Here is a 19,493-nt window from a genome sequence, read left to right as displayed (position 1 = left end):
ACTATCCTTCAACCGGTGCCCGGGGCTGTGATTTTGTTCGTTTATGGATGAGTCCGGCGCTGTCAAAAAGCCAGAAAAGAAGTTTCGCAACCAGCAGACAGGCTCCGAAAACCACAAGGAAGAAGACCACGCGTGAGACAAAGGCATCCAGCCCCTCGCGCGCCAGCACAATCATGTTGAAGATTGCGCCAAAGCAGAAGCTGTGCAAAATCGCCGCCTTATAGCGATTCGTCTCGCGGTTACCTAACTCATACAGCCAGTCGAACCATTTGATGATTAACCCAACCACCACCGCCCCAAGGGGGATAAACAGCGCCCCCCCCATGATCACCAGAGAACCAATCAGCGTAGGTGAAATGGCGAGGCCAGAGTGGTTATTCAGTACTTCCCAGGTAAAGTAGTTTGCCGAGTTCAGAACAATACCCGGTCGTCCCGGCCACAGCCAGGAAGGAATAAAGACATAAAAATCGCGAACAATCGGTGCCAGCCCCTGGAAATCAATGTTGTCGTAGTTTTGCAACAGCAGCGCCAGGTTTTCCCACGGTGAGAAGGTATCGCGGGTCAGATACAAAAAGGTATAGAACGCTTCATCGCCGCTCACGTTCAGCCCGTAGCGCTTCAGGGCCAGCCAGAACATGCCTACAATCCCCAGCACGCCCGCAGCCGCCAGCATCCACAGCGAGATCCAGCCGCGAATAATGCCGATAAACAGGAAGATGGCGAACGCAATGATGATGTTCGCACGTGTCCCGCCCACAATCATGTAAGTTAGCAGGCCAAACGCGACGGTGCTGACAAGGAAAAACAGCCAGGCTTTGCTGTCCTGACGCAGGAAATAAATCACCAGCATCGCCGGAATGAAGAAGTAGAAGAAGCGCTTTAACGCCACGCCGGAAACTTCACTGGAGAAGATCTGGCTGTAGGAGTGCAACCGGAACAGCAGGAAACCGTTGTGCATAAAAAAGATGCCAACGCTCACCAGCGCAATCCCCATCAAAATCACCCAGGTGAGATGGGTTTCGACCCGGTTCATGGTGAAAAGCGGCGCGCGCGGGACGTCAGAGGCTCGTTTACGTAAGCGCGTCTTATAGGTCACATAGTAGACAGCATAAAAACAGGCGGCAGAAAGCAGCGCCTGCAGCAATATCTCCGGCGGCGCAACGGCAACGTCAAAGCGGAAGACCAGCGCACAGGTCAGCGGAAATCCGAAGAAAAAGGTCAATAAAAACAGCAGTGAAAAGAAAACGTTGAAGTTAAAACGCACGCGACGGAATTCAAACCAGGTCAGCGTGGCAATAAACAGAGAAGAAAGCAGCCAGACCATCAGCAAGCCACTAAACTGCATCAGGCTCATACGGTCTCTCCTGCGGCGATGTGCAACGCCCTGAGCCAGGGTTGCTGATAGTTTGGACTAAAGAACGTAATCTCGCTTTTATCCACGCAGGCCAGCTGGCGCTGCGCCTCACGAATCACCTGTTCATTAATATCATCGCCGATAAACAGCACAGGAAGATGTTGCTCCACCATATCCTGCCAGAAGGGATTTTCACGGTTAAGCACGCAGGGGATCCCTGCCTGAATCAGCAGGCACAGCGTGCCGATTCCCTGCTGGCGGGCAAAAATAAAGTAGCCCAGATCGCACTGACGCAGTAACGCCAGATAGGCAGAAAACTCCAGCTTTTCGCTGAGGATTTTTACATTATCCGCGCTAAATAACGCCAGGCCAGCCTGACGCACTTCATTGATATAGGCCTCGTTATTCGCCGGATAACCCATCGGGACAATGACATTCACCGTGTCGCCAAACTGCTGATGCACCGCACGTAATGCCGCAATATGCTCATTACTGCGATCGCCGGAGTTACCCACCAGAATTGTCATTTTCCCTTCACGCGAGCGATCGTTCGTCATCTCGTTGAGCGCAGGATCCATCCGCGTAGGAAAATAGAGCAACTCCCCGCGCACGCGAGGATGTTGATGGGAGAAATAGTTCAAATCGCCACGCGTGGCGAAGACGCAGCCCACCCGGCTTTGCGCCAGACGGCGAAGCGGATAAAACAGACGAAATTTCAGCCCGCTGGAGACCTCGTACAGATCGGCCCCCCAAATGTGCCAGTTAAACTGGCTGGACTTAATGCCACCGCTAAGCAGCGCCAGCCACAACGCGGTGTTGAACTGCCCGTGGAAGAGGAAACGCTGCTGACGGTTCGCTTTCGCTTTGGCGATTACCGCCCCGGCCAGCGCCTTTTTTCCATCGTAGAAATCGATTGATAACGCCGGACAGCTTTCACTCAACCCAACGTCCTGACCCGCAACCATAAACTCGCGTGCGTGCTCGCTTTTTTCAGCCAGAGCATCATTGAAAAACCGCAGTACGGTTTGATTATGGTGAGGGATATCCGATCCCAGTACGTGAATCAGTACAGTCATGTCCGCCTACGCCAGAGTAAAAACACGCCACAACAGAAAGAGAAATAGACGACATAGGTTGCCATATACGCCTGTGCCGCGCCCAGCGCGCCATGCGCAGGGATCAGCCAGTGAGCAAATGCCGTCAACAAAATAAACTGGCTAATCTCAGCCAGAATATAAAACCGTAGCGATGCTTTCGCGATCACCAGATAGCCAAACACATACGCGCCAACCTTCAGCACATCCCCGACCAGTTGCCAGGCGAACAGATCGCGCATGGCAGTGAATTTGGCGGAAAAAAGCAGCCAGATGGCGAAATCACGCAGCAGCCAGACGGTAAAACTCGCCACCGCCACCGCAGGCAGAACAAACTTCAGCGATTTTACGATTTCGCGCGTAATGTCGCGCTTTTCGGTCAGCCGCGACAACGTCGGCAATAAATACACGCTAAATGACGCGGTAATAAATTGCAGATAAGCGTCAGAGATACTGCTCACCCCCTGCCAGATACCGACATCATCCCAGCTGTAGTGCGCTGCCAGCAGGTTTCGCATCATCACATATGCCACCGGCAGCGTGACGGACGTAATTAGCGCCATCAGCGTAAATTTGCTGAGCTGCCCGGCAAGCCCCTTATCCCACGAAGGTTTCAGGTAACTCAGCGGGATTGCGCCTCGCCTGACGAGCATAATCGCTGCCGGGATAACCACCAGGGCAGGCACCAGCGCCAGACCAAGCAGCGCGCCCTCATAGCCGCCAAGACGGTAACAGCCGTAATAGGCAACAACGCCAACCAGGCTGCCGATAATCAGCGATAGCGCATTTGCGGCGGCATCACGAAAACCTTTCATCAGCGCCAGCAGCAGGTTGGCCCAGGCAATCCCCATCTGAACCAGCGCCACTAAGCGCACCAGCCCCTGGTAGTGGCTATGACCAAACAGCCCCTGACTGACAGGCGCCGCCGCCAGCAAAAAGAACACGGCCATCAGCGTGGAAAATCCCAGCACCATCGCGGAGGACGTGCCAACCACCTTGCGTAATCGCATCGGATCATCATGGTGCTGGGCGACATATTTGGTGACGCCGTTAAAGATCCCGGCACCGGCCAACACCCCCAGCACCGTGACCATCTGACGGAAGTTTCCCGCCAGGCCCACACCCGCAGGTCCAAACGACACGGCGAGCAGTTTTACAACCAGTAACCCAGTCCCGATTTTTACCAGCGTACTGGCCGCCGTCCACAGGGACGCTTTCGCGAGCGACATATCAGGAGAAATAATTCAGCAAGGTTGCGATAACCGTACGCTGATTGACGGGCGACAGATTGTAGAACAGCGGCAGACGCAGCAAACGCTCACTCTCCTTAGTGGTGTAGCGATCTACACCGGCAAACTCGCCAAACTTGTCGCCAGCCGGACAGTCATGCAGCGGGATATAGTGAAACACCGCCATGATTTCCGCTTCCTTCAGGAAGTTAATCAGCGCACTGCGATCGTCAATATCGCGCAGCTTAATATAAAACATATGCGCGTTATGCACGCAGCTGTCCGGGATGGAGGGCAGGTCAATGCGCCCGGCGTGCGCCAGCGGTGTCAGCGCGTCATAGTAGTTCTGCCACAACGCCAGACGCTGCTGATTAATTCGCTCTGCCGCTTCCAGTTGCGCCCACAGATATGCTGCCTGAAGATCGGACATCAGATAACTTGAACCAATATCGCGCCAGGTATATTTATCCACCTGACCACGGAAGAACTGGCTGCGGTTAGTGCCTTTTTCACGAATGATCTCCGCCCGTTCAATCAACTTACGGTCGTTAATCAGCGTCGCACCACCTTCCCCGCCCGCCGTGTAGTTTTTGGTTTCGTGGAAGCTGAAGCAGCCAATATGCCCCATTGTCCCCAGCGCGCGACCTTTATACGTGGACATCACCCCCTGCGCGGCGTCTTCCACCACAAACAGGTTGTACTTTGCCGCCAGCGCCATAATGGTATCCATTTCGCAAGCTACACCGGCATAGTGTACTGGTACAATCACACGCGTTTTATCGGTGATCGCCGCTTCAATCAGCGTTTCATCGATGTTCATGGTATCCGGGCGGATATCGACGAAGACAATTTTCGCCCCGCGCAGCACGAAAGCATTGGCGGTAGACACAAATGTGTAGCTCGGCATGATGACCTCATCACCCGGCTGGATATCCAGCAGCAATGCCGCCATCTCAAGCGAAGCCGTGCAGGATGGCGTGAGTAATACTTTCGCGCTGCCAAAATGCTGCTCCAGCCACTGCTGGCATCGACGCGTAAATCCTCCGTCGCCGCACAGCTTGCCGCTGCCCATTGCAGACTGCATATAGTCGAGTTCAGTTCCCACCACCGGCGGTGCGTTAAATGGAATCATTTTGTCACCTGTATAACCAGTATGCGGTGCTTTCCACATTCGCACCGCTCTGTATATATCGTTTAAGCGCGGCGGTGTTGCCCATCTGGGTCGCCACCCGCAATGTTGTTTTACCACGCGCCTGCGCCCAGCCAAGCGCCGCCTGCATCAGCTCAGCTCCCGCGCCACGCCCGGCCAGCAGACCGATTCGCACGTCGGTATCATTAAGTTCCCGCAGCGAGACGTAACCACGAATATCACCGACCCCGTCACGCAGGATCAGACACTGGTGATCAAAGGTGCCACGCACCGCGTTCTCAATCCATTGCGCGTAAAAACGTGCGCTGGCGTCCGGCGCATACCACGGCGCCCGGAAGCGGCTTTGCGCGAAGGCCTCCGCTGCCTGTTGGCGCAAAACGGGAATGTCCGTAAGACGTGCAATTTCCGCGCCAGATATTTCGTCAGCAGGCGTAACCGACAATACGAAGTCCACCTCGCCTTCCACCAGCGAAAAGCCCAGCCGTTGCAGCGCATCTAACTCATCTGCCCGCGCAGCAGGGATTTTTACCTGCACCCGTGACCAGGGCTGTAGTTCAGCTTCAGTCAATACTGGCGCGCAGGGATCGATACGCACAATGGCGCTATCGACGCCAAAGAACGTACTTTCCCAGCTCAGCGGTTCAATACTGGCGCGGACGAGCACGGAGCAGCTCCAGCAGGTATTGGCCATAACCGGTTTTGGCAAGCGCACTGGCGGCGCGTTTCACGCCTTCATCGTCCAGCCAGCCGTTACGCCAGGCAATCTCTTCCAGACAGGCGATTTTAAATCCCTGCCGTTTTTCAACCGTTTGCACGAAAGTGCTCGCCTCAATCAGGCTGTCGTGGGTTCCGGTATCCAGCCAGGCAAAACCACGCCCCAGCAGTTCAACCGTCAGATGCCCCTCCTCCAGATACATCTGGTTGATAGAGGTAATCTCCAGCTCTCCACGCTCAGAAGGCTTCACGCGCTTCGCATACTCCACCACGTTGTTGTCGTAGAAATAGAGGCCGGTCACCGCCCAGTTGGATTTGGGCTCTTTCGGCTTCTCTTCCAGCGAAATGGCGCGGAAATTATCGTCAAACTCCACCACGCCAAACCGCTCAGGATCCATCACCTGGTAACCAAAGACCGTTGCACCTTTCGTGCGCGCCGCAACGTGGCGTAATTTGGGGCTGAAACCCTGACCAAAGAAGATGTTATCGCCCAATACCAGGCAGGATGGCTCGCCGTTAAGGAACGTTTCACCAATGATAAACGCCTGCGCCAGTCCATCCGGGCTGGGCTGTTCCGCATACTGCAAATCGATGCCAAATTCGGAACCATCCCCCAGCAGCCGCTGAAAATAGCCTTTATCTTCCGGGGTGGTGATGATCAGAATTTCGCGAATTCCCGCCAGCATTAATACCGACAGCGGGTAGTAAATCATCGGCTTGTCATAGACTGGCAGTAGCTGTTTCGATACGCCGCGCGTAATGGGGTGCAAGCGGGTGCCTGAACCACCCGCCAGAATGATACCTTTCATACGTTCCTTCCTCCGGGAGCCATAGTCAGGCTCATCAGGCGTGATTGTCGCAGCCAGCTTGAACACGGACGGCACGTCGCAACCGGGGCGTACACGCAGTACGTGAGGATGATTCGCGACGCTCACCCTTCAGGTCGCCGCAAACGGCGTTCAAAACGCTGCCGGGTTTTGTGCGCGCACTGCCCTGGTTCAAAATGGCAAGTAAAATAGCCTAATGATACGGGCTTTTAGCCCTTCAGACCTAAACGTTCGCCCTGATAGCTGCCGTCTTGTACGGGCTTCCACCAGGCCTCATTCGCCAGATACCACTGCACGGTTTTTCGCATTCCGCTGTCAAAGGTTTCCTGTGGTATCCAGCCGAGCTCACGCGCAATTTTTGCTGCGTCAATAGCATAACGCAAGTCATGACCAGGCCGATCGTCAACGAAAGCGATCAGGTCGCGGTACTGCGTCACGCCCTGCGGTTTATTCGGCGCCAGCTCTTCCAGCAGGCTACAAATCGTCTCAACCACATCCAGATTCTTTCGCTCGTTGTGACCGCCGATGTTGTACGTCTCCCCCACAACGCCCGTCGTGGCCACGCAGTACAACGCGCGGGCGTGGTCCTCCACATACAGCCAGTCGCGGATCTGCTGCCCGTTGCCGTACACCGGCAACGGTTTACCCGCCAGCGCGTTGAGGATCATCAGCGGAATCAGTTTTTCCGGAAAGTGATAAGGGCCATAGTTGTTAGAGCAGTTTGTCACCAGCGTTGGCAGACCGTAAGTGCGCAACCAGGCACGCACCAGATGATCGCTGCTGGCTTTAGAGGCGGAATACGGGCTGCTTGGCGCATACGGCGTGGTTTCCGTAAAGAAATCATCCGCGGAATGCAGATCGCCATACACTTCGTCGGTGGAGATATGGTGGAAGCGAAACGCTGCTTTTTTCTCACCGGATAATGCGCTCCAGTAAGCGCGGGATGCTTCCAGCAGCGTACAGGTGCCAACGATATTCGTTTCAATAAATGCGGCCGGACCATCGATGGAGCGATCGACATGACTTTCTGCCGCCAGATGCATCACATAATCCGGCTGATACTGCTGAAAGATCCCGTCCAGCGATGCCCGGTCGCAGATATCCACTTTTTCAAAGGCAAAACGCGCGCTCTCCGCGATCGGCGCCAACGACATCAGGTTTCCGGCATAGGTGAGTTTATCCACCACCACAACCGCATCTGCGGTTTCTTCGATGATATGCCGTACAACCGCAGAGCCGATAAATCCCGCGCCACCGGTAACCAGAATTCGTTTCATTAGCGCCAGACTCCTTTCGTATCAACCACAAATTGCTGGTGAACCGCATCACCTTTAATTGCTTTAAATTCGTTGTGATCGACCAGCATTACCAGCACATCAGCCGTTGCCAGCGCGTCATCAAGCCTTGCCAGGGTACAATGCCCCTCCAGCTTCTTCGGTAGCTGATGAACATTCGGCTCTACGACTAACGTCTCACCAACGTGCCACTGCGCAATGCTCTGCGCGACGCCCATCGCCGGGCTTTCACGCAAATCATCAATATTTGGCTTAAACGCCAGGCCAAAGCAGGCTATTTGCACGTCGCTGGCTCGCTTATTGGTGGCGGCCAGGCAATCCGCAACGGCGGCTTTTACCTGATCGACAACCCAGTGTGGTTTACCGTCGTTAACTTCACGCGCAGTACGGATCAGCCGTGACTGTAAAGGGTTTTGCGCCACAATAAACCACGGATCGACGGCAATGCAGTGCCCGCCAACGCCCGGACCAGGCTGGAGAATGTTCACGCGGGGATGGCGGTTGGCCAGACGAATCAGCTCCCAGACGTTAATCCCCTGATCGACGCAGATGAGCGACAGTTCATTCGCAAATGCAATATTCACGTCGCGAAAACTGTTCTCCGTCAGCTTGCACATCTCGGCGGTGCGGGCATTGGTCACCACACATTCACCTTGCAGGAAAATCTTGTACAGTTCACTGGCACGTGAAGAGCATACGGGCGTCATCCCGCCAATGACGCGATCATTTTTAATCAGTTCGACCATCACCTGCCCGGGAAGAACGCGTTCAGGGCAGTAGGCAATGTTGATATCAGCCTGTTCGCCAGCCTGCTGCGGGAACGTCAGATCCGGGCGCATTTCCGCCAGCCACGCCGCCATCTGCTCGGTTGCCCCCACCGGAGAGGTGGATTCGAGGATCACCAGCGCCCCTTTTTTCAGCACAGGTGCGATGGATCTCGCCGCCGATTCAACATAAACCATGTCAGGTTCATGCTCGCCTTTGAACGGCGTGGGTACCGCAATCAGGTAGGCATCAGCGTCAACAGGCGTGGTGGTTGCACGAAGGTATCCCCCCTCAACCGCCGTCCTGACGACCCTCCCCAAATCGGGTTCCACAATATGAATTTCGCCACGATTGATCGTATCTACTGCATTCTGATTAACATCGACGCCAATAACATGTTTTTGGCAGGAAGCAAAAGCCGCTGCCGTTGGCAACCCGATATACCCCAATCCAATAACAGAGATGGTCGTAAAACTCATAGCGACACCCGATTGTTTTTCAACGCCTGTAAAATACGACCACATGCCTGCCCGTCACCGTACGGGTTATGGGCACGACTCATGGTTTGATATTCATTTTCGTCATGCAGCAAACGGGTGACTTCTTCCACAATACGTTGCGAATCAGTCCCCACAAGACGTACGGTACCGGCACTGACCGCTTCCGGACGCTCAGTGGTTTCACGCATCACTAACACCGGCTTACCCAGTGAAGGTGCCTCTTCCTGAATTCCACCGGAATCAGTAAGAATCACCCAGGCATGATTCATTAGCCAGACAAAGGGCAGATAATCCTGCGGCTCAATCAGCACCACATTTTCAACATGACTAAGGATGCGATTCACCGGTTCACTCACGTTAGGGTTCAGGTGTACCGGATAGACAATCTGTACATCGTCGTGCGTGGCGGCAATCTCTGCCAGCGCATGACAGATTTGCTCAAAACCAAGCCCGAAGCTTTCACGGCGATGACCGGTCACCAGGATCATCTTTTTATTATGATCGAGAAAAGGATACTGAGCCTCCAGTTCCGAGCGCAGAGCATCGTGTCCCAGGACTTTATCGCGTACCCAAATTAACGCATCAATCACGGTGTTGCCGGTCACAAAAATACGGCTATCGGGGATATTTTCACGTAACAGATTTTGCCGTGAGTTTTCTGTCGGCGCGAAATGATACATCGCCAGATGGCCGGTTAACGTACGGTTAGCCTCTTCCGGCCAGGGTGAACAGAGATCCCCTGTGCGTAATCCCGCTTCCACATGCCCGACAGGGATACGCTGATAAAAGGCCGCCAGACTGGCCGCGATGGTCGTCGTGGTATCGCCATGAACCAGCACCACATCCGGCTTGAAATCGGCAAGAATAGGTTTTAATCCTTCCAGAATACGACAGGTAATTTCCGTCAGCCCCTGGCCTGGCTGCATAATATTGAGATCGTAATCAGGCACAATAGAAAAGAGGTTTAATACCTGATCGAGCATTTCACGATGCTGCGCCGTAACGCATACCCGGGCTTCAAAATCAGGATCTTTTGCCAACGCATGAACCAGAGGAGCCATTTTAATGGCCTCCGGTCGCGTGCCAAATACAGTCAATACTTTCACATTGATTCTCTTCGGATAGGCAGTGAGAGCCCAGCCTCTCACTGCAGTTGTGTTGCTAGATTGTGCGACGGCGAGTCAAGGCAACCCCTGCACCAATCAGTCCGCCGACGATACCCCACATAATCATGAGAAACGCACGGCGTGGGCTATCGCGTTTTACCGGTTCTTCCGGTGTACGCAAATAGCGATAGGTCTGAAAACGAGGATCCAGAGTTGGACCAACATTAAGAGTGTTCAGCATGGCCAGGTTTTGTTCATAGTCGAGATCAAACGCTGGCCCGACGGCTTGCAAATTTTCCAGACGCGCTTGCAGCATCGGGCGCCCAAGCAGGAACAGTTCCGAGTCCGGAAGTTCATCAGCCGGGATATCCGTAGCGGCGCGGGAGATATTATGCTGTTCGGCGATTTTCAGCGCCTGCTCAATACTGTGAACGCGGCGGGAGAAGATGGCTTTCGCGACCTCATCCTGACGTTTAACCTGCGCCTTCATTTGCACGGTACGCGCCGCCCACGCACCTTTTAATTCATCATTCAGGTGGCTGGCCGCGCGCTGGCTGGCGAACGCGACGTACTGACGCAGCAGATTGTTGGCGTCTGGCGCAGTCTCAGCGATAAGCTTCACGCTGTCATTAATCGCACGGGTGAAATCGCCTGGCGTGAACTGGATGTTGTTGATCAGCTCATCAAGCATCGCCGCGTCGGCTTTACTATTCCCCACCATGCGCTGCTTATAATAGTCAGTTTGCAGCCAGAACTCCCGGCGGGTATCCCAGGACGCCAGTTGCATAACAAACTCTTTATAGGCTTCATCCATCACTGAAGGCTGATCGACCTGTGCGCTGCTGGTTCTCATATCCAGATTACGCAAAAATTGTTGCTGGGAATAAAAGCCGCCCAGCATGTTGACAGTTGGACGATCCGAGATGGCAGTCGCGCTCCACTCCTGACGCGCAAAAAAGGTATACGCTAACGCGATCAGAGCAAACAACAGCGCCATCCCAATAATCCACAGCTTTCCAGCCCACAAGGTACGAAACAACCCACGAATATCCAGTTCATTTTCAGCGCCCACGGCCTGTTCTCCCGGTAATGGTTGTGTCATCGCACCCTCAATTTACTTGGTTAAATTTGGATTGTTATCACGGCTTCTGCGTAGTCTACGCTTCACACGTTTGATAAATCTTGCGACCTTCCAGGCACGCTTAATGCAATATCCATAAAGGAAGAATGCTAGCAAAAAGAGTACCAACATGACCCATTCGGGGACAAAATGAGAATATTCTGCAAGCACGCCAATTGAGGCCAGAATTGCAGCAGCAAGCGTAATCAGAACGAACGCCTGGCGGGAAGTAAACCCTGCACGCATGATTAAATGGTGAATATGCTGACGATCCGGTGAGAAGGGGCTCATGCCTTTACGCAACCGCCGATACATAATCGCCACCATATCCATCAGCGGAATAGCGATGATCCACAGCGCGGTAACCGGGCTAATAGGGTGTGTTTTGCCCTGGGTGGTTTCCAACAGGATCCAGATAACCGTAAAACCAATCAGCGTACTGCCGGCATCACCCATAAAGACTTTGTAGCGACGGCCCAGCACACCGAGATTGAGCATAATGTAAGGCAAAATGGCAGCGATCATCGCGAAACACCAGATTGCCAGACTGGTTTGTCCATCAAACCACAGAATCAGCCCCATTGCGGCGAAGGAGACGCTGGACAATCCCCCCAGTAAACCATCGATACCATCAACCATATTGAAGGCATTGATCGCCGCCCAAACGGCGAAAAGGGTGAGGAAATAGCCAAAAGGACCAAGAACCATCTCCCAGGGGCCAAAAATATAGCCCAGGCTGCTGAGATAGAGCTTACCGACTACCATCATAATCACACCGATAGCAGCCTGAATCGTAGCGCGAATTTTTACGCTGATGTCGTAGCGATCGTCCAGCGCGCCAATAAAAACCAGCACGCCAGCGCAGGCAAGGTAGAGAGACGCATGCGGAATATAGTAATCAACAATCCCAAAAGTGAAGCAAATTCCTGCGTAAACTGAGATCCCTCCAACCAACGGAATCAGCCCCTGGTGGCGTTTACGAAAGTTGGGTTTATCCACTAAACCGACCTTTTTTGCTACCTTACGCGCAAAAAACAGGAACAGTGTCGTGAATAAAAAAATACTGATGAGATCAGTACTTACTGTCAGTAAATTCACAATGCGTGCTCTCAGAGACAATTAAAAAATTAATAGTAGAAGTATAACCACGAAGACCTTTATTCAGAAGGGAAACTCCGTTCCAAAACCTCTGTTTTGTATAATTATTGACCAAATATTCAAATTCAGAACAAAGCGCATAATAAATATGGGTCATTTCGCACTTTTGTTACGCTACCGTTAAGATTACAGACCTAAAAGCAAAACGCCACGTATTTACGTGGCGTTTTTTAGTTTAAAGCCGATTTATGAGCGCTTCATCATATCGAAGAAGTCGTCATTGGTCTTGGTCATTGCCAGTTTATTAATGAGGAACTCCATTGCATCAATTTCACCCATTGGATGGATGATTTTGCGCAGGATCCACATTTTCTGCAGCTCTTCCTGAGTGGTAAGCAGCTCTTCTTTACGGGTACCGGAACGGTTGTAGTCAATCGCCGGGAAGACACGTTTTTCAGCGATCTTACGGGAGAGGTGCAGCTCCATGTTACCGGTGCCTTTAAACTCTTCGTAGATAACTTCATCCATTTTCGAACCGGTGTCGATCAGCGCGGTTGCGATGATCGTCAGGCTACCGCCCTCTTCCACGTTACGCGCCGCACCGAAGAAACGCTTCGGACGATGCAGGGCGTTGGCATCCACACCACCGGTCAGAACTTTACCGGAAGCCGGAACAACGGTGTTGTAGGCACGCGCCAGACGAGTAATGGAGTCAAGCAGGATGATAACGTCTTTCTTGTGCTCAACCAGACGTTTCGCCTTCTCGATCACCATTTCTGCGACCTGAACGTGGCGAGATGCCGGTTCATCAAAGGTTGAAGCAACGACTTCACCTTTAACCAGACGTTGCATCTCGGTCACTTCTTCCGGACGTTCGTCGATCAGCAACACCATCAGCACACAGTCAGGATGGTTGTAAGCAATACTCTGCGCAATGTTCTGCAACAGCATGGTTTTACCGGCTTTCGGCGGTGCAACGATAAGACCACGCTGACCACGACCGATCGGAGATGCCAGATCCAGTACGCGCGCCGTTAAGTCCTCAGTAGAACCGTTACCACGTTCCATACGCAGACGAGAGTTTGCGTGCAGCGGGGTTAAGTTCTCAAAAAGGATTTTATTACGGGCATTTTCTGGTTTGTCATAGTTAACTTCGTTAACTTTCAACAGCGCAAAGTAGCGTTCGCCTTCTTTCGGCGGGCGAATCTTACCAGAAATGGTATCACCAGTGCGGAGGTTGAAACGGCGGATTTGGCTGGGGGAAACGTAGATGTCATCAGGACCGGCGAGGTAGGAGCTGTCTGCAGAGCGGAGGAAACCAAATCCATCCTGCAATATCTCCAGCACACCGTCACCAAAGATATCTTCGCCACTCTTTGCGTGCTGCTTCAGGATGGCAAAAATAATGTCCTGCTTGCGCATACGAGCCAGGTTTTCCAGCCCCATATTTTCGCCGAGAGTGATCAGCTCAGAAACCGGCGTATTCTTTAATTCGGTAAGATTCATAATGGTGTGAGTTCTTAAACTTGGGGTAAATCTCGAACTTAATGTTGTGAATGGTATGGCAGGATCATCCATGCCTGTTTATGGCCATCAACTCATGTCTGTTCGCTGTCTGGTCACAGGAAAGTACACAGAACTGAAACGACAAGACGGATTGAATGATAAGCCAGGAATCTGTCTACTTCTCGCGCGAGAAAAAACGGGAAGCATTGGATATAACAAGATTCAAACTTAATAAGGTATGTTTAATTCGAAGTCAACACTAACTTAGCACGACTCAAGTCGGGCGTCCAGTCATCCGAGTCAATTAGGAATCCTGGGCGCCCGAACAAGAGACATCTTTGTTACGCCAGGTTGGCGTCAAGGAACTCTTTGAGCTGACCTTTGGACAGAGCGCCCACTTTGGTTGCAGCCACTTCACCGTTCCTGAACAGCAGCAGAGTCGGGATGCCACGGATACCATACTTTGGCGCGGTGCCTGGGTTCTGGTCGATGTTCAGTTTAGCAACCGTCAATTTGCCCTGATATTCGTCAGCGATTTCATCCAGAATCGGGGCGATCATTTTGCACGGTCCGCACCACTCTGCCCAGAAATCAACGAGGATGGCCCCGTCCGCTTTGAGTACATCCGTGTCAAAACTGTCGTCAGTCAGGTGAATAATTTTATCGCTCATAATAACTCCACAGGAAAAAGCCTGGTGTGTTGGTGTATGCACATCATCCTTCAAGCTGCCTCTTTGTTGGCTGCGCTCTTCGTCCCAGTCACGTACTATGTATGCTCCAGGGACTCATTCACTCGCAGCCTTGATGCCTCATGAATGATTTTGTATCTGGCATTAACCAACTAAAGGTTGACTTTATTTCACCGGATACGCTTTCGTAAAGCAATAGTAAGCTGATATTCTACCACACTATGAGCAAAACACATTTAACAGAACAGAAGTTTTCCGACTTCGCCCTGCACCCACAGGTGATTGAAGCCCTTGAAACTAAAGGGTTTCATAATTGTACACCCATTCAGGCACTGGCCCTTCCGCTAACGTTGGCGGGTCGTGATGTTGCTGGGCAGGCGCAAACCGGTACCGGAAAAACGATGGCGTTCCTGACGTCAACGTTTCATTATCTTCTCTCTCATCCCGCGATCGCCGATCGCAAGGTGAACCAACCGCGTGCGCTAATTATGGCGCCAACGCGTGAGTTAGCCGTGCAGATCCACGCCGATGCCGAACCGCTGGCGCAGAGCACAGGCCTGAAATTAGGCCTCGCTTACGGTGGTGACGGTTACGACAAACAGCTGAAGGTGCTGGAAAGCGGCGTCGATATTCTGATCGGCACCACGGGTCGCCTGATCGACTACGCGAAACAGAACCACATTAACCTCGGCGCAATTCAGGTTGTCGTCCTTGATGAAGCCGATCGCATGTACGATTTAGGCTTTATTAAAGATATCCGCTGGCTGTTCCGCCGCATGCCGTCTGCTAATCAGCGCCTGAACATGCTGTTCTCCGCTACCCTCTCTTACCGCGTTCGTGAACTGGCTTTTGAACAGATGAACAACGCCGAATACGTTGAAGTCGAACCGGAGCAGAAGACGGGTCACCGTATTAAAGAAGAGCTTTTCTACCCTTCTAACGAAGAGAAAATGCGTTTACTGCAAACGCTGATCGAAGAAGAGTGGCCGGACCGTGCGATCATTTTCGCCAACACCAAACATCGTTGCGAAGATATCTGGGGTCATCTGGCTGCCGATGGCCATCGTGTCGGTCTGCTGACTGGCGACGTCGCACAGAAAAAACGTCTGCGTATTCTGGATGAGTTCACTCGCGGCGATCTCGATATTCTCGTTGCAACCGACGTTGCGGCACGCGGCCTGCATATTCCAGCCGTTACGCACGTCTTCAACTACGATCTGCCGGACGATTGCGAAGATTACGTTCACCGTATTGGCCGTACCGGCCGTGCTGGCGCAAGCGGTCACTCTATCAGCCTGGCCTGTGAAGAGTACGCGCTGAACCTGCCAGCAATTGAGACCTATACTGGCCACTCAATTCCGGTTAGCAAGTACAATCCGGACGCGCTGATGAACGATCTGCCGAAGCCGCTGCGCCTCACGCGCTCACGCCCTGGCAATGGCCCGCGTCGTACTGGCGCTCCGCGTAATCGCCGTCGTTCAGGTTAAGAAATATGCTAAGCACTTCCTCGCTGTACGCCGCAATTGATTTAGGTTCGAATAGTTTTCATATGCTGGTGGTACGCGAGGTGGCGGGAAGTATCCAGACGCTGACGCGTATTAAGCGCAAGGTGCGTCTGGCCGCTGGCCTGAACAGCGATAATGTGCTCTCTGCTGAGGCAATGGAGCGCGGATGGCAATGCCTGCGTCTGTTTGCTGAACGTCTGCAGGATATTCCGCAGCCGCAAATCCGCGTGGTCGCCACTGCGACATTACGCATTGCCGTCAACGCCGGTGAGTTTATCGCCAAAGCGCAAGAGATCCTCGGCTGTCCTGTCCAGGTAATTAGCGGTGAAGAAGAAGCCCGGCTGATTTATCAAGGGGTTGCTCATACTACCGGCGGCGCAGACCAGCGTCTGGTGGTGGATATCGGTGGGGCCAGCACAGAGCTGGTTACCGGCACCGGAGCACAAACCACTTCCCTGTTTAGCCTCTCCATGGGCTGTGTCACCTGGCTTGAACGCTATTTTACCGACCGCAATCTGGCGCAAGAAAACTTCGACGAGGCGGAAAAAGCCGCGCGTGAGGTGCTGCGTCCGGTCGCTGACGAATTGCGCTATCACGGCTGGAAAGTCTGCGTAGGCGCCTCCGGTACCGTCCAGGCGTTGCAGGAAATCATGATGGCGCAGGGGATGGACGAGCGCATTACGCTTGCCAAACTACAGCAACTCAAACAGCGGGCAATCCACTGCGGACGTCTGGAAGAGCTGGAGATTGAAGGTTTAACGCTGGAACGCGCGTTAGTGTTCCCGAGTGGGCTGGCGATTCTGATTGCCATTTTCACCGAACTGAACATTCAGTGTATGACTCTTGCTGGTGGCGCACTGCGTGAGGGGCTGGTCTATGGGATGCTGCATCTGGCGGTTGATCAGGATATACGCAGCCGGACGCTACGCAACATCCAGCGTCGGTTTATGGTTGATACCGATCAGGCGCATCGCGTGGCGAATCTGGCGATAATTTTTCTCAATCAAGTAGAAAAAGCATGGCATCTTGAACCGATTTGTCGCGATATTCTGCAAAGCGCATGTCAACTGCATGAAATTGGTCTGAGCGTTGAATACAAGCAGGCACCGCTGCATGCGGCCTGGCTGGTACGCAATCTGGATTTGCCGGGATTCACCCCCGCGCAGAAGAAATTGTTAGCCACTCTGTTGTTAAACCAGACCAACCCGATCGACCTCTCTTCCCTTCACCAGCAGAATGCGGTCCCGCCACGCGTGGCGGAACATCTGTGCCGTCTGCTGCGACTGGCGATCATTTTCGCCAGCCGTCGCCGGGACGATCTGGTACCTCATATCACGTTACAGGCACATGACGAGAATCTGACGTTAACGCTACCGGAAGGCTGGCTGGAACATCACCCGTTGGGTAAAGAATTGATCGATCAGGAAAGCCAGTGGCAAAGCTATGTCCACTGGCCTCTGGAAGTTCATTAGATGCTGGCTGCCGGATAGCACTTACGCTTATCCGGCCTACAAGACTACTTCTCTTTTGCTTTCGCCATCATCGCCCGTATATTGGCGATGCTGGCCTGCCCCTTCTGCATCCGTTCTTCGGCACTCACCACTTTACGTTCCTGCTCCCAGACAAGATCGTCCTGCGGCAGTTCCAGCAGAAAACGACTTGGCTCCGGGCGCACCAGTTCGCCATACTGACGCCGCTCTTTACACAGTGTGAAGATCAGTTCTTTCTGCGCACGAGTAATCCCTACATAGGCCAGGCGGCGTTCTTCATCGATATTATCTTCGTCAATGCTGCTCTGGTGCGGCAGGAATCCTTCCTCCATCCCGACCATAAACACGTACGGAAACTCCAGACCTTTTGAGGCGTGCAGCGTCATAAGCTGTACCTGATCCAGCTCTTCTTCGCTCTCTCCGCGCTCCATCATATCCCGGAGGGTAAAGCGGGTGACCACCTGAGTCAGCGTCATGGGCTCATCAAGTTCACTGCCTTCGAGCATTTCGGTCATCCAGCTAAACAGCTGGTTGACGTTCTTCATGCGCATTTCCGCCGCCTTCGGGCTGGGCGACGTTTCATACAGCCAGGATTCATAATCAATCCCGTGGATAAGATCGCGTACGGCAGCGATCGGCTCACGCTCAGCCAGACGCTGGACTTCCCCCAGCCAGTGGGTAAAGCGGGTCAGTGAATCATAACCACGCCCTGTCAGCGTCTGGCTAAGCCCCATATCAAAGCTGGCGGTGAACAGGCTTTTATTGCGCGTCATCGCCCATTCGCCCAACTTTTGCAGCGTGGCCGGACCGATTTCCCGTTTCGGCGTATTCACGATACGCAGGAAGGCGCTGTCATCATCCGGATTGGTCAGCACGCGCAGATAGGCCAGCAAATCTTTGATTTCAGGCCGGGAAAAGAATGACGTCCCGCCGGAAATTTTGTACGGGATCCGGTTTTGCATCAGAAATTTTTCGAATACCCGCGACTGATGGTTACCGCGATACAGAATGGCGTAATCTTTATAGTCCGTTTTATTCACAAAGTGATGGGCAATCAGCTCGCCGGTTACGCGTTCGGCTTCGTGCTCTTCATTATTTGCGCTCAACACTTTGAGTTCCGCACCGTAACCCAGCTCAGAAAAGAGACGCTTTTCAAAAACATGTGGGTTGTTAGCGATGAGAATGTTCGCCGCTTTCAGAATACGTCCGGATGAGCGGTAGTTCTGCTCCAGTTTGATCACCTGCAACGTCGGGAAATCCTGGCTCAACAGCACCAGGTTCTGCGGACGTGCGCCGCGCCAGGAGTAAATTGACTGGTCATCGTCGCCCACCACCGTAAAACGCGCACGTTGCCCAACCAACAGCTTCACCAGTTCGTACTGGCTGGTGTTGGTATCCTGGTATTCATCCACCAGCAGATAGCGAATTTTATTCTGCCAGCGCTCGCGCACCTCTTCATTACGTTGCAACAGCAGCGTCGGTAGCAGAATCAGGTCATCAAAATCGAGAACGTTACACGCCTTCATGTGCGCATCGTACAACCCATAGCAGTGGGCAAAGATACGGTCACGCTCGCCTTTTGCGCCAGCCGCCGCCTGAGCAGGCGTTTTCAGATCGTTTTTCCAGTTGGAAATCGTCGAGATCAGCTGTTGCAGCACAACCTTGTCATCTTCAATCAGACCTTCCGTCAGCTCTTTGAGCAGTGCCACCTGATCGGTATCGTCAAACAGCGAGAAATTCGACTTCATCCCCAGTGCGGCATATTCGCGCTTGATCACCTCCAGCCCCAGCGTGTGAAAAGTGGAGATCATCAGACCGCGCGCCTCTTTGCGGCCAAGCGTTTGTCCGACACGCTCTTTCATCTCGCGCGCCGCTTTATTGGTAAAGGTTACCGCCGCAATATGACGCGCCTGATAGCCGCAGCCACGGATCAGGTGGGCAATTTTATTGGTAATCACGCGGGTTTTACCTGAACCTGCGCCCGCCAGCACCAGGCAGGGTCCGGTGACGAATTCGACAGCGTGTTGTTGGCCGGGGTTTAAACGCATGGG

At 53.2% G+C, this 19,493-nt stretch carries 16 protein-coding genes; 2 read left to right on the top strand and 14 right to left on the bottom strand.

Going from position 1 to position 19,493, the window contains the following annotated elements; all coding sequences use genetic code 11:
- Position 1 precedes the first annotated feature (1 nt).
- The 13 genes from wzyE to trxA form a co-directional block, all read right to left on the bottom strand.
- A complete protein-coding gene (wzyE, locus tag C3432_RS26490) occupies positions 2–1,354 on the bottom strand; it encodes an ECA oligosaccharide polymerase (RefSeq protein ID WP_103780518.1) in 1,353 nt (450 codons plus the stop codon).
- Positions 1,351–2,430 carry a TDP-N-acetylfucosamine:lipid II N-acetylfucosaminyltransferase gene (locus C3432_RS26485; protein ID WP_103780516.1) on the bottom strand — a complete coding sequence of 360 codons (1,080 nt, stop codon included), beginning with the start codon at positions 2,428–2,430 and terminating at the stop codon, positions 1,351–1,353. Before C3432_RS26485 ends, wzyE begins: the two co-directional genes overlap by 4 nt.
- Positions 2,427–3,677 (bottom strand): lipid III flippase WzxE, encoded by a 1,251-nt coding sequence (gene wzxE, locus C3432_RS26480; protein ID WP_103780514.1) that lies wholly within the window; start codon positions 3,675–3,677, stop codon positions 2,427–2,429. The genes C3432_RS26485 and wzxE overlap by 4 nt, the downstream gene beginning before the upstream one ends.
- Position 3,678: 1 nt before the next feature.
- Positions 3,679–4,809 (bottom strand): dTDP-4-amino-4,6-dideoxygalactose transaminase, encoded by a 1,131-nt coding sequence (gene rffA, locus C3432_RS26475; RefSeq protein WP_103780512.1) that lies wholly within the window; start codon positions 4,807–4,809, stop codon positions 3,679–3,681.
- A gap of 4 nt (positions 4,810–4,813) precedes the next feature.
- Complete coding sequence (gene rffC, locus C3432_RS26470) at positions 4,814–5,491, bottom strand: dTDP-4-amino-4,6-dideoxy-D-galactose acyltransferase (RefSeq protein WP_103780510.1); 678 nt, start codon at positions 5,489–5,491, stop codon at positions 4,814–4,816.
- The gene (gene rfbA, locus C3432_RS26465; RefSeq protein WP_103780508.1) at positions 5,469–6,350 is read right to left on the bottom strand and encodes a glucose-1-phosphate thymidylyltransferase RfbA; all 882 of its coding nucleotides are present in this window, start codon (positions 6,348–6,350) and stop codon (positions 5,469–5,471) included. Before rfbA ends, rffC begins: the two co-directional genes overlap by 23 nt.
- A gap of 227 nt (positions 6,351–6,577) precedes the next feature.
- The gene (gene rffG / locus C3432_RS26460; RefSeq protein WP_103780506.1) at positions 6,578–7,645 is read right to left on the bottom strand and encodes a dTDP-glucose 4,6-dehydratase; all 1,068 of its coding nucleotides are present in this window, start codon (positions 7,643–7,645) and stop codon (positions 6,578–6,580) included.
- Positions 7,645–8,907 carry a UDP-N-acetyl-D-mannosamine dehydrogenase gene (gene wecC, locus C3432_RS26455; protein ID WP_103780504.1) on the bottom strand — a complete coding sequence of 421 codons (1,263 nt, stop codon included), beginning with the start codon at positions 8,905–8,907 and terminating at the stop codon, positions 7,645–7,647. Before wecC ends, rffG begins: the two co-directional genes overlap by 1 nt.
- Entirely contained in the window at positions 8,904–10,034 is a 1,131-nt protein-coding gene (gene wecB / locus C3432_RS26450) for a non-hydrolyzing UDP-N-acetylglucosamine 2-epimerase (protein WP_103780502.1), read from the bottom strand. Before wecB ends, wecC begins: the two co-directional genes overlap by 4 nt.
- Positions 10,035–10,089: 55 nt before the next feature.
- Positions 10,090–11,136, bottom strand: a complete 1,047-nt coding sequence (wzzE, locus tag C3432_RS26445; protein ID WP_103780500.1) for an ECA polysaccharide chain length modulation protein — start codon at positions 11,134–11,136, stop codon at positions 10,090–10,092.
- 12 nt (positions 11,137–11,148) lie between these two features.
- Positions 11,149–12,252, bottom strand: coding sequence for a UDP-N-acetylglucosamine--undecaprenyl-phosphate N-acetylglucosaminephosphotransferase (gene wecA, locus C3432_RS26440; RefSeq protein ID WP_103780498.1), 1,104 nt, complete (start codon positions 12,250–12,252; stop codon positions 11,149–11,151).
- A gap of 246 nt (positions 12,253–12,498) precedes the next feature.
- Positions 12,499–13,758, bottom strand: a complete 1,260-nt coding sequence (gene rho, locus C3432_RS26430) for a transcription termination factor Rho (RefSeq protein ID WP_002437993.1) — start codon at positions 13,756–13,758, stop codon at positions 12,499–12,501.
- 341 nt (positions 13,759–14,099) lie between these two features.
- Positions 14,100–14,429, bottom strand: a complete 330-nt coding sequence (gene trxA, locus C3432_RS26420; RefSeq protein WP_103780493.1) for a thioredoxin TrxA — start codon at positions 14,427–14,429, stop codon at positions 14,100–14,102.
- 239 nt (positions 14,430–14,668) lie between these two features.
- On the opposite strand from trxA, the gene rhlB reads away from it, so the two are divergent.
- Both rhlB and gppA read left to right on the top strand, forming a co-directional pair.
- Positions 14,669–15,934, top strand: a complete 1,266-nt coding sequence (gene rhlB / locus C3432_RS26415; RefSeq protein WP_103780491.1) for an ATP-dependent RNA helicase RhlB — start codon at positions 14,669–14,671, stop codon at positions 15,932–15,934.
- Between the two features lie 5 nt (positions 15,935–15,939).
- Positions 15,940–17,424 carry a guanosine-5'-triphosphate,3'-diphosphate diphosphatase gene (gene gppA, locus C3432_RS26410; RefSeq protein ID WP_103780489.1) on the top strand — a complete coding sequence of 495 codons (1,485 nt, stop codon included), beginning with the start codon at positions 15,940–15,942 and terminating at the stop codon, positions 17,422–17,424.
- Between the two features lie 44 nt (positions 17,425–17,468).
- On the opposite strand, the gene rep is transcribed toward gppA, so the two are convergent.
- Positions 17,469–19,490 carry a DNA helicase Rep gene (gene rep, locus C3432_RS26405; RefSeq protein ID WP_103780487.1) on the bottom strand — a complete coding sequence of 674 codons (2,022 nt, stop codon included), beginning with the start codon at positions 19,488–19,490 and terminating at the stop codon, positions 17,469–17,471.
- Positions 19,491–19,493: the final 3 nt, after the last annotated feature.

The organism is Citrobacter amalonaticus, assembly GCF_002918555.1.
Classification (GTDB): domain Bacteria; phylum Pseudomonadota; class Gammaproteobacteria; order Enterobacterales; family Enterobacteriaceae; genus Citrobacter_C; species Citrobacter_C amalonaticus_A.
The sequence above is the reverse complement of the archived record's forward strand: the minus strand, read 5'-3'. Positions and strand labels throughout refer to the sequence as shown.

Excerpts from the sequence above, each read along its gene's own strand:
- rhlB (WP_103780491.1), top strand. The coding sequence starts at position 14,669 with ATGAGCAAAACACATTTAACAGAACAGAAGTTTTCCGACTTCGCCCTG.
- wzxE (WP_103780514.1), bottom strand. The coding sequence starts at position 3,677 with ATGTCGCTCGCGAAAGCGTCCCTGTGGACGGCGGCCAGTACGCTGGTA.
- gppA (WP_103780489.1), top strand. The coding sequence starts at position 15,940 with ATGCTAAGCACTTCCTCGCTGTACGCCGCAATTGATTTAGGTTCGAAT.
- rffA (WP_103780512.1), bottom strand. The coding sequence starts at position 4,809 with ATGATTCCATTTAACGCACCGCCGGTGGTGGGAACTGAACTCGACTAT.
- trxA (WP_103780493.1), bottom strand. The coding sequence starts at position 14,429 with ATGAGCGATAAAATTATTCACCTGACTGACGACAGTTTTGACACGGAT.
- rep (WP_103780487.1), bottom strand. The coding sequence starts at position 19,490 with ATGCGTTTAAACCCCGGCCAACAACACGCTGTCGAATTCGTCACCGGA.
- wecC (WP_103780504.1), bottom strand. The coding sequence starts at position 8,907 with ATGAGTTTTACGACCATCTCTGTTATTGGATTGGGGTATATCGGGTTG.
- rho (WP_002437993.1), bottom strand. The coding sequence starts at position 13,758 with ATGAATCTTACCGAATTAAAGAATACGCCGGTTTCTGAGCTGATCACT.
- wzzE (WP_103780500.1), bottom strand. The coding sequence starts at position 11,136 with ATGACACAACCATTACCGGGAGAACAGGCCGTGGGCGCTGAAAATGAA.
- rffG (WP_103780506.1), bottom strand. The coding sequence starts at position 7,645 with ATGAAACGAATTCTGGTTACCGGTGGCGCGGGATTTATCGGCTCTGCG.
- C3432_RS26485 (WP_103780516.1), bottom strand. The coding sequence starts at position 2,430 with ATGACTGTACTGATTCACGTACTGGGATCGGATATCCCTCACCATAAT.
- wzyE (WP_103780518.1), bottom strand. The coding sequence starts at position 1,354 with ATGAGCCTGATGCAGTTTAGTGGCTTGCTGATGGTCTGGCTGCTTTCT.
- rfbA (WP_103780508.1), bottom strand. The coding sequence starts at position 6,350 with ATGAAAGGTATCATTCTGGCGGGTGGTTCAGGCACCCGCTTGCACCCC.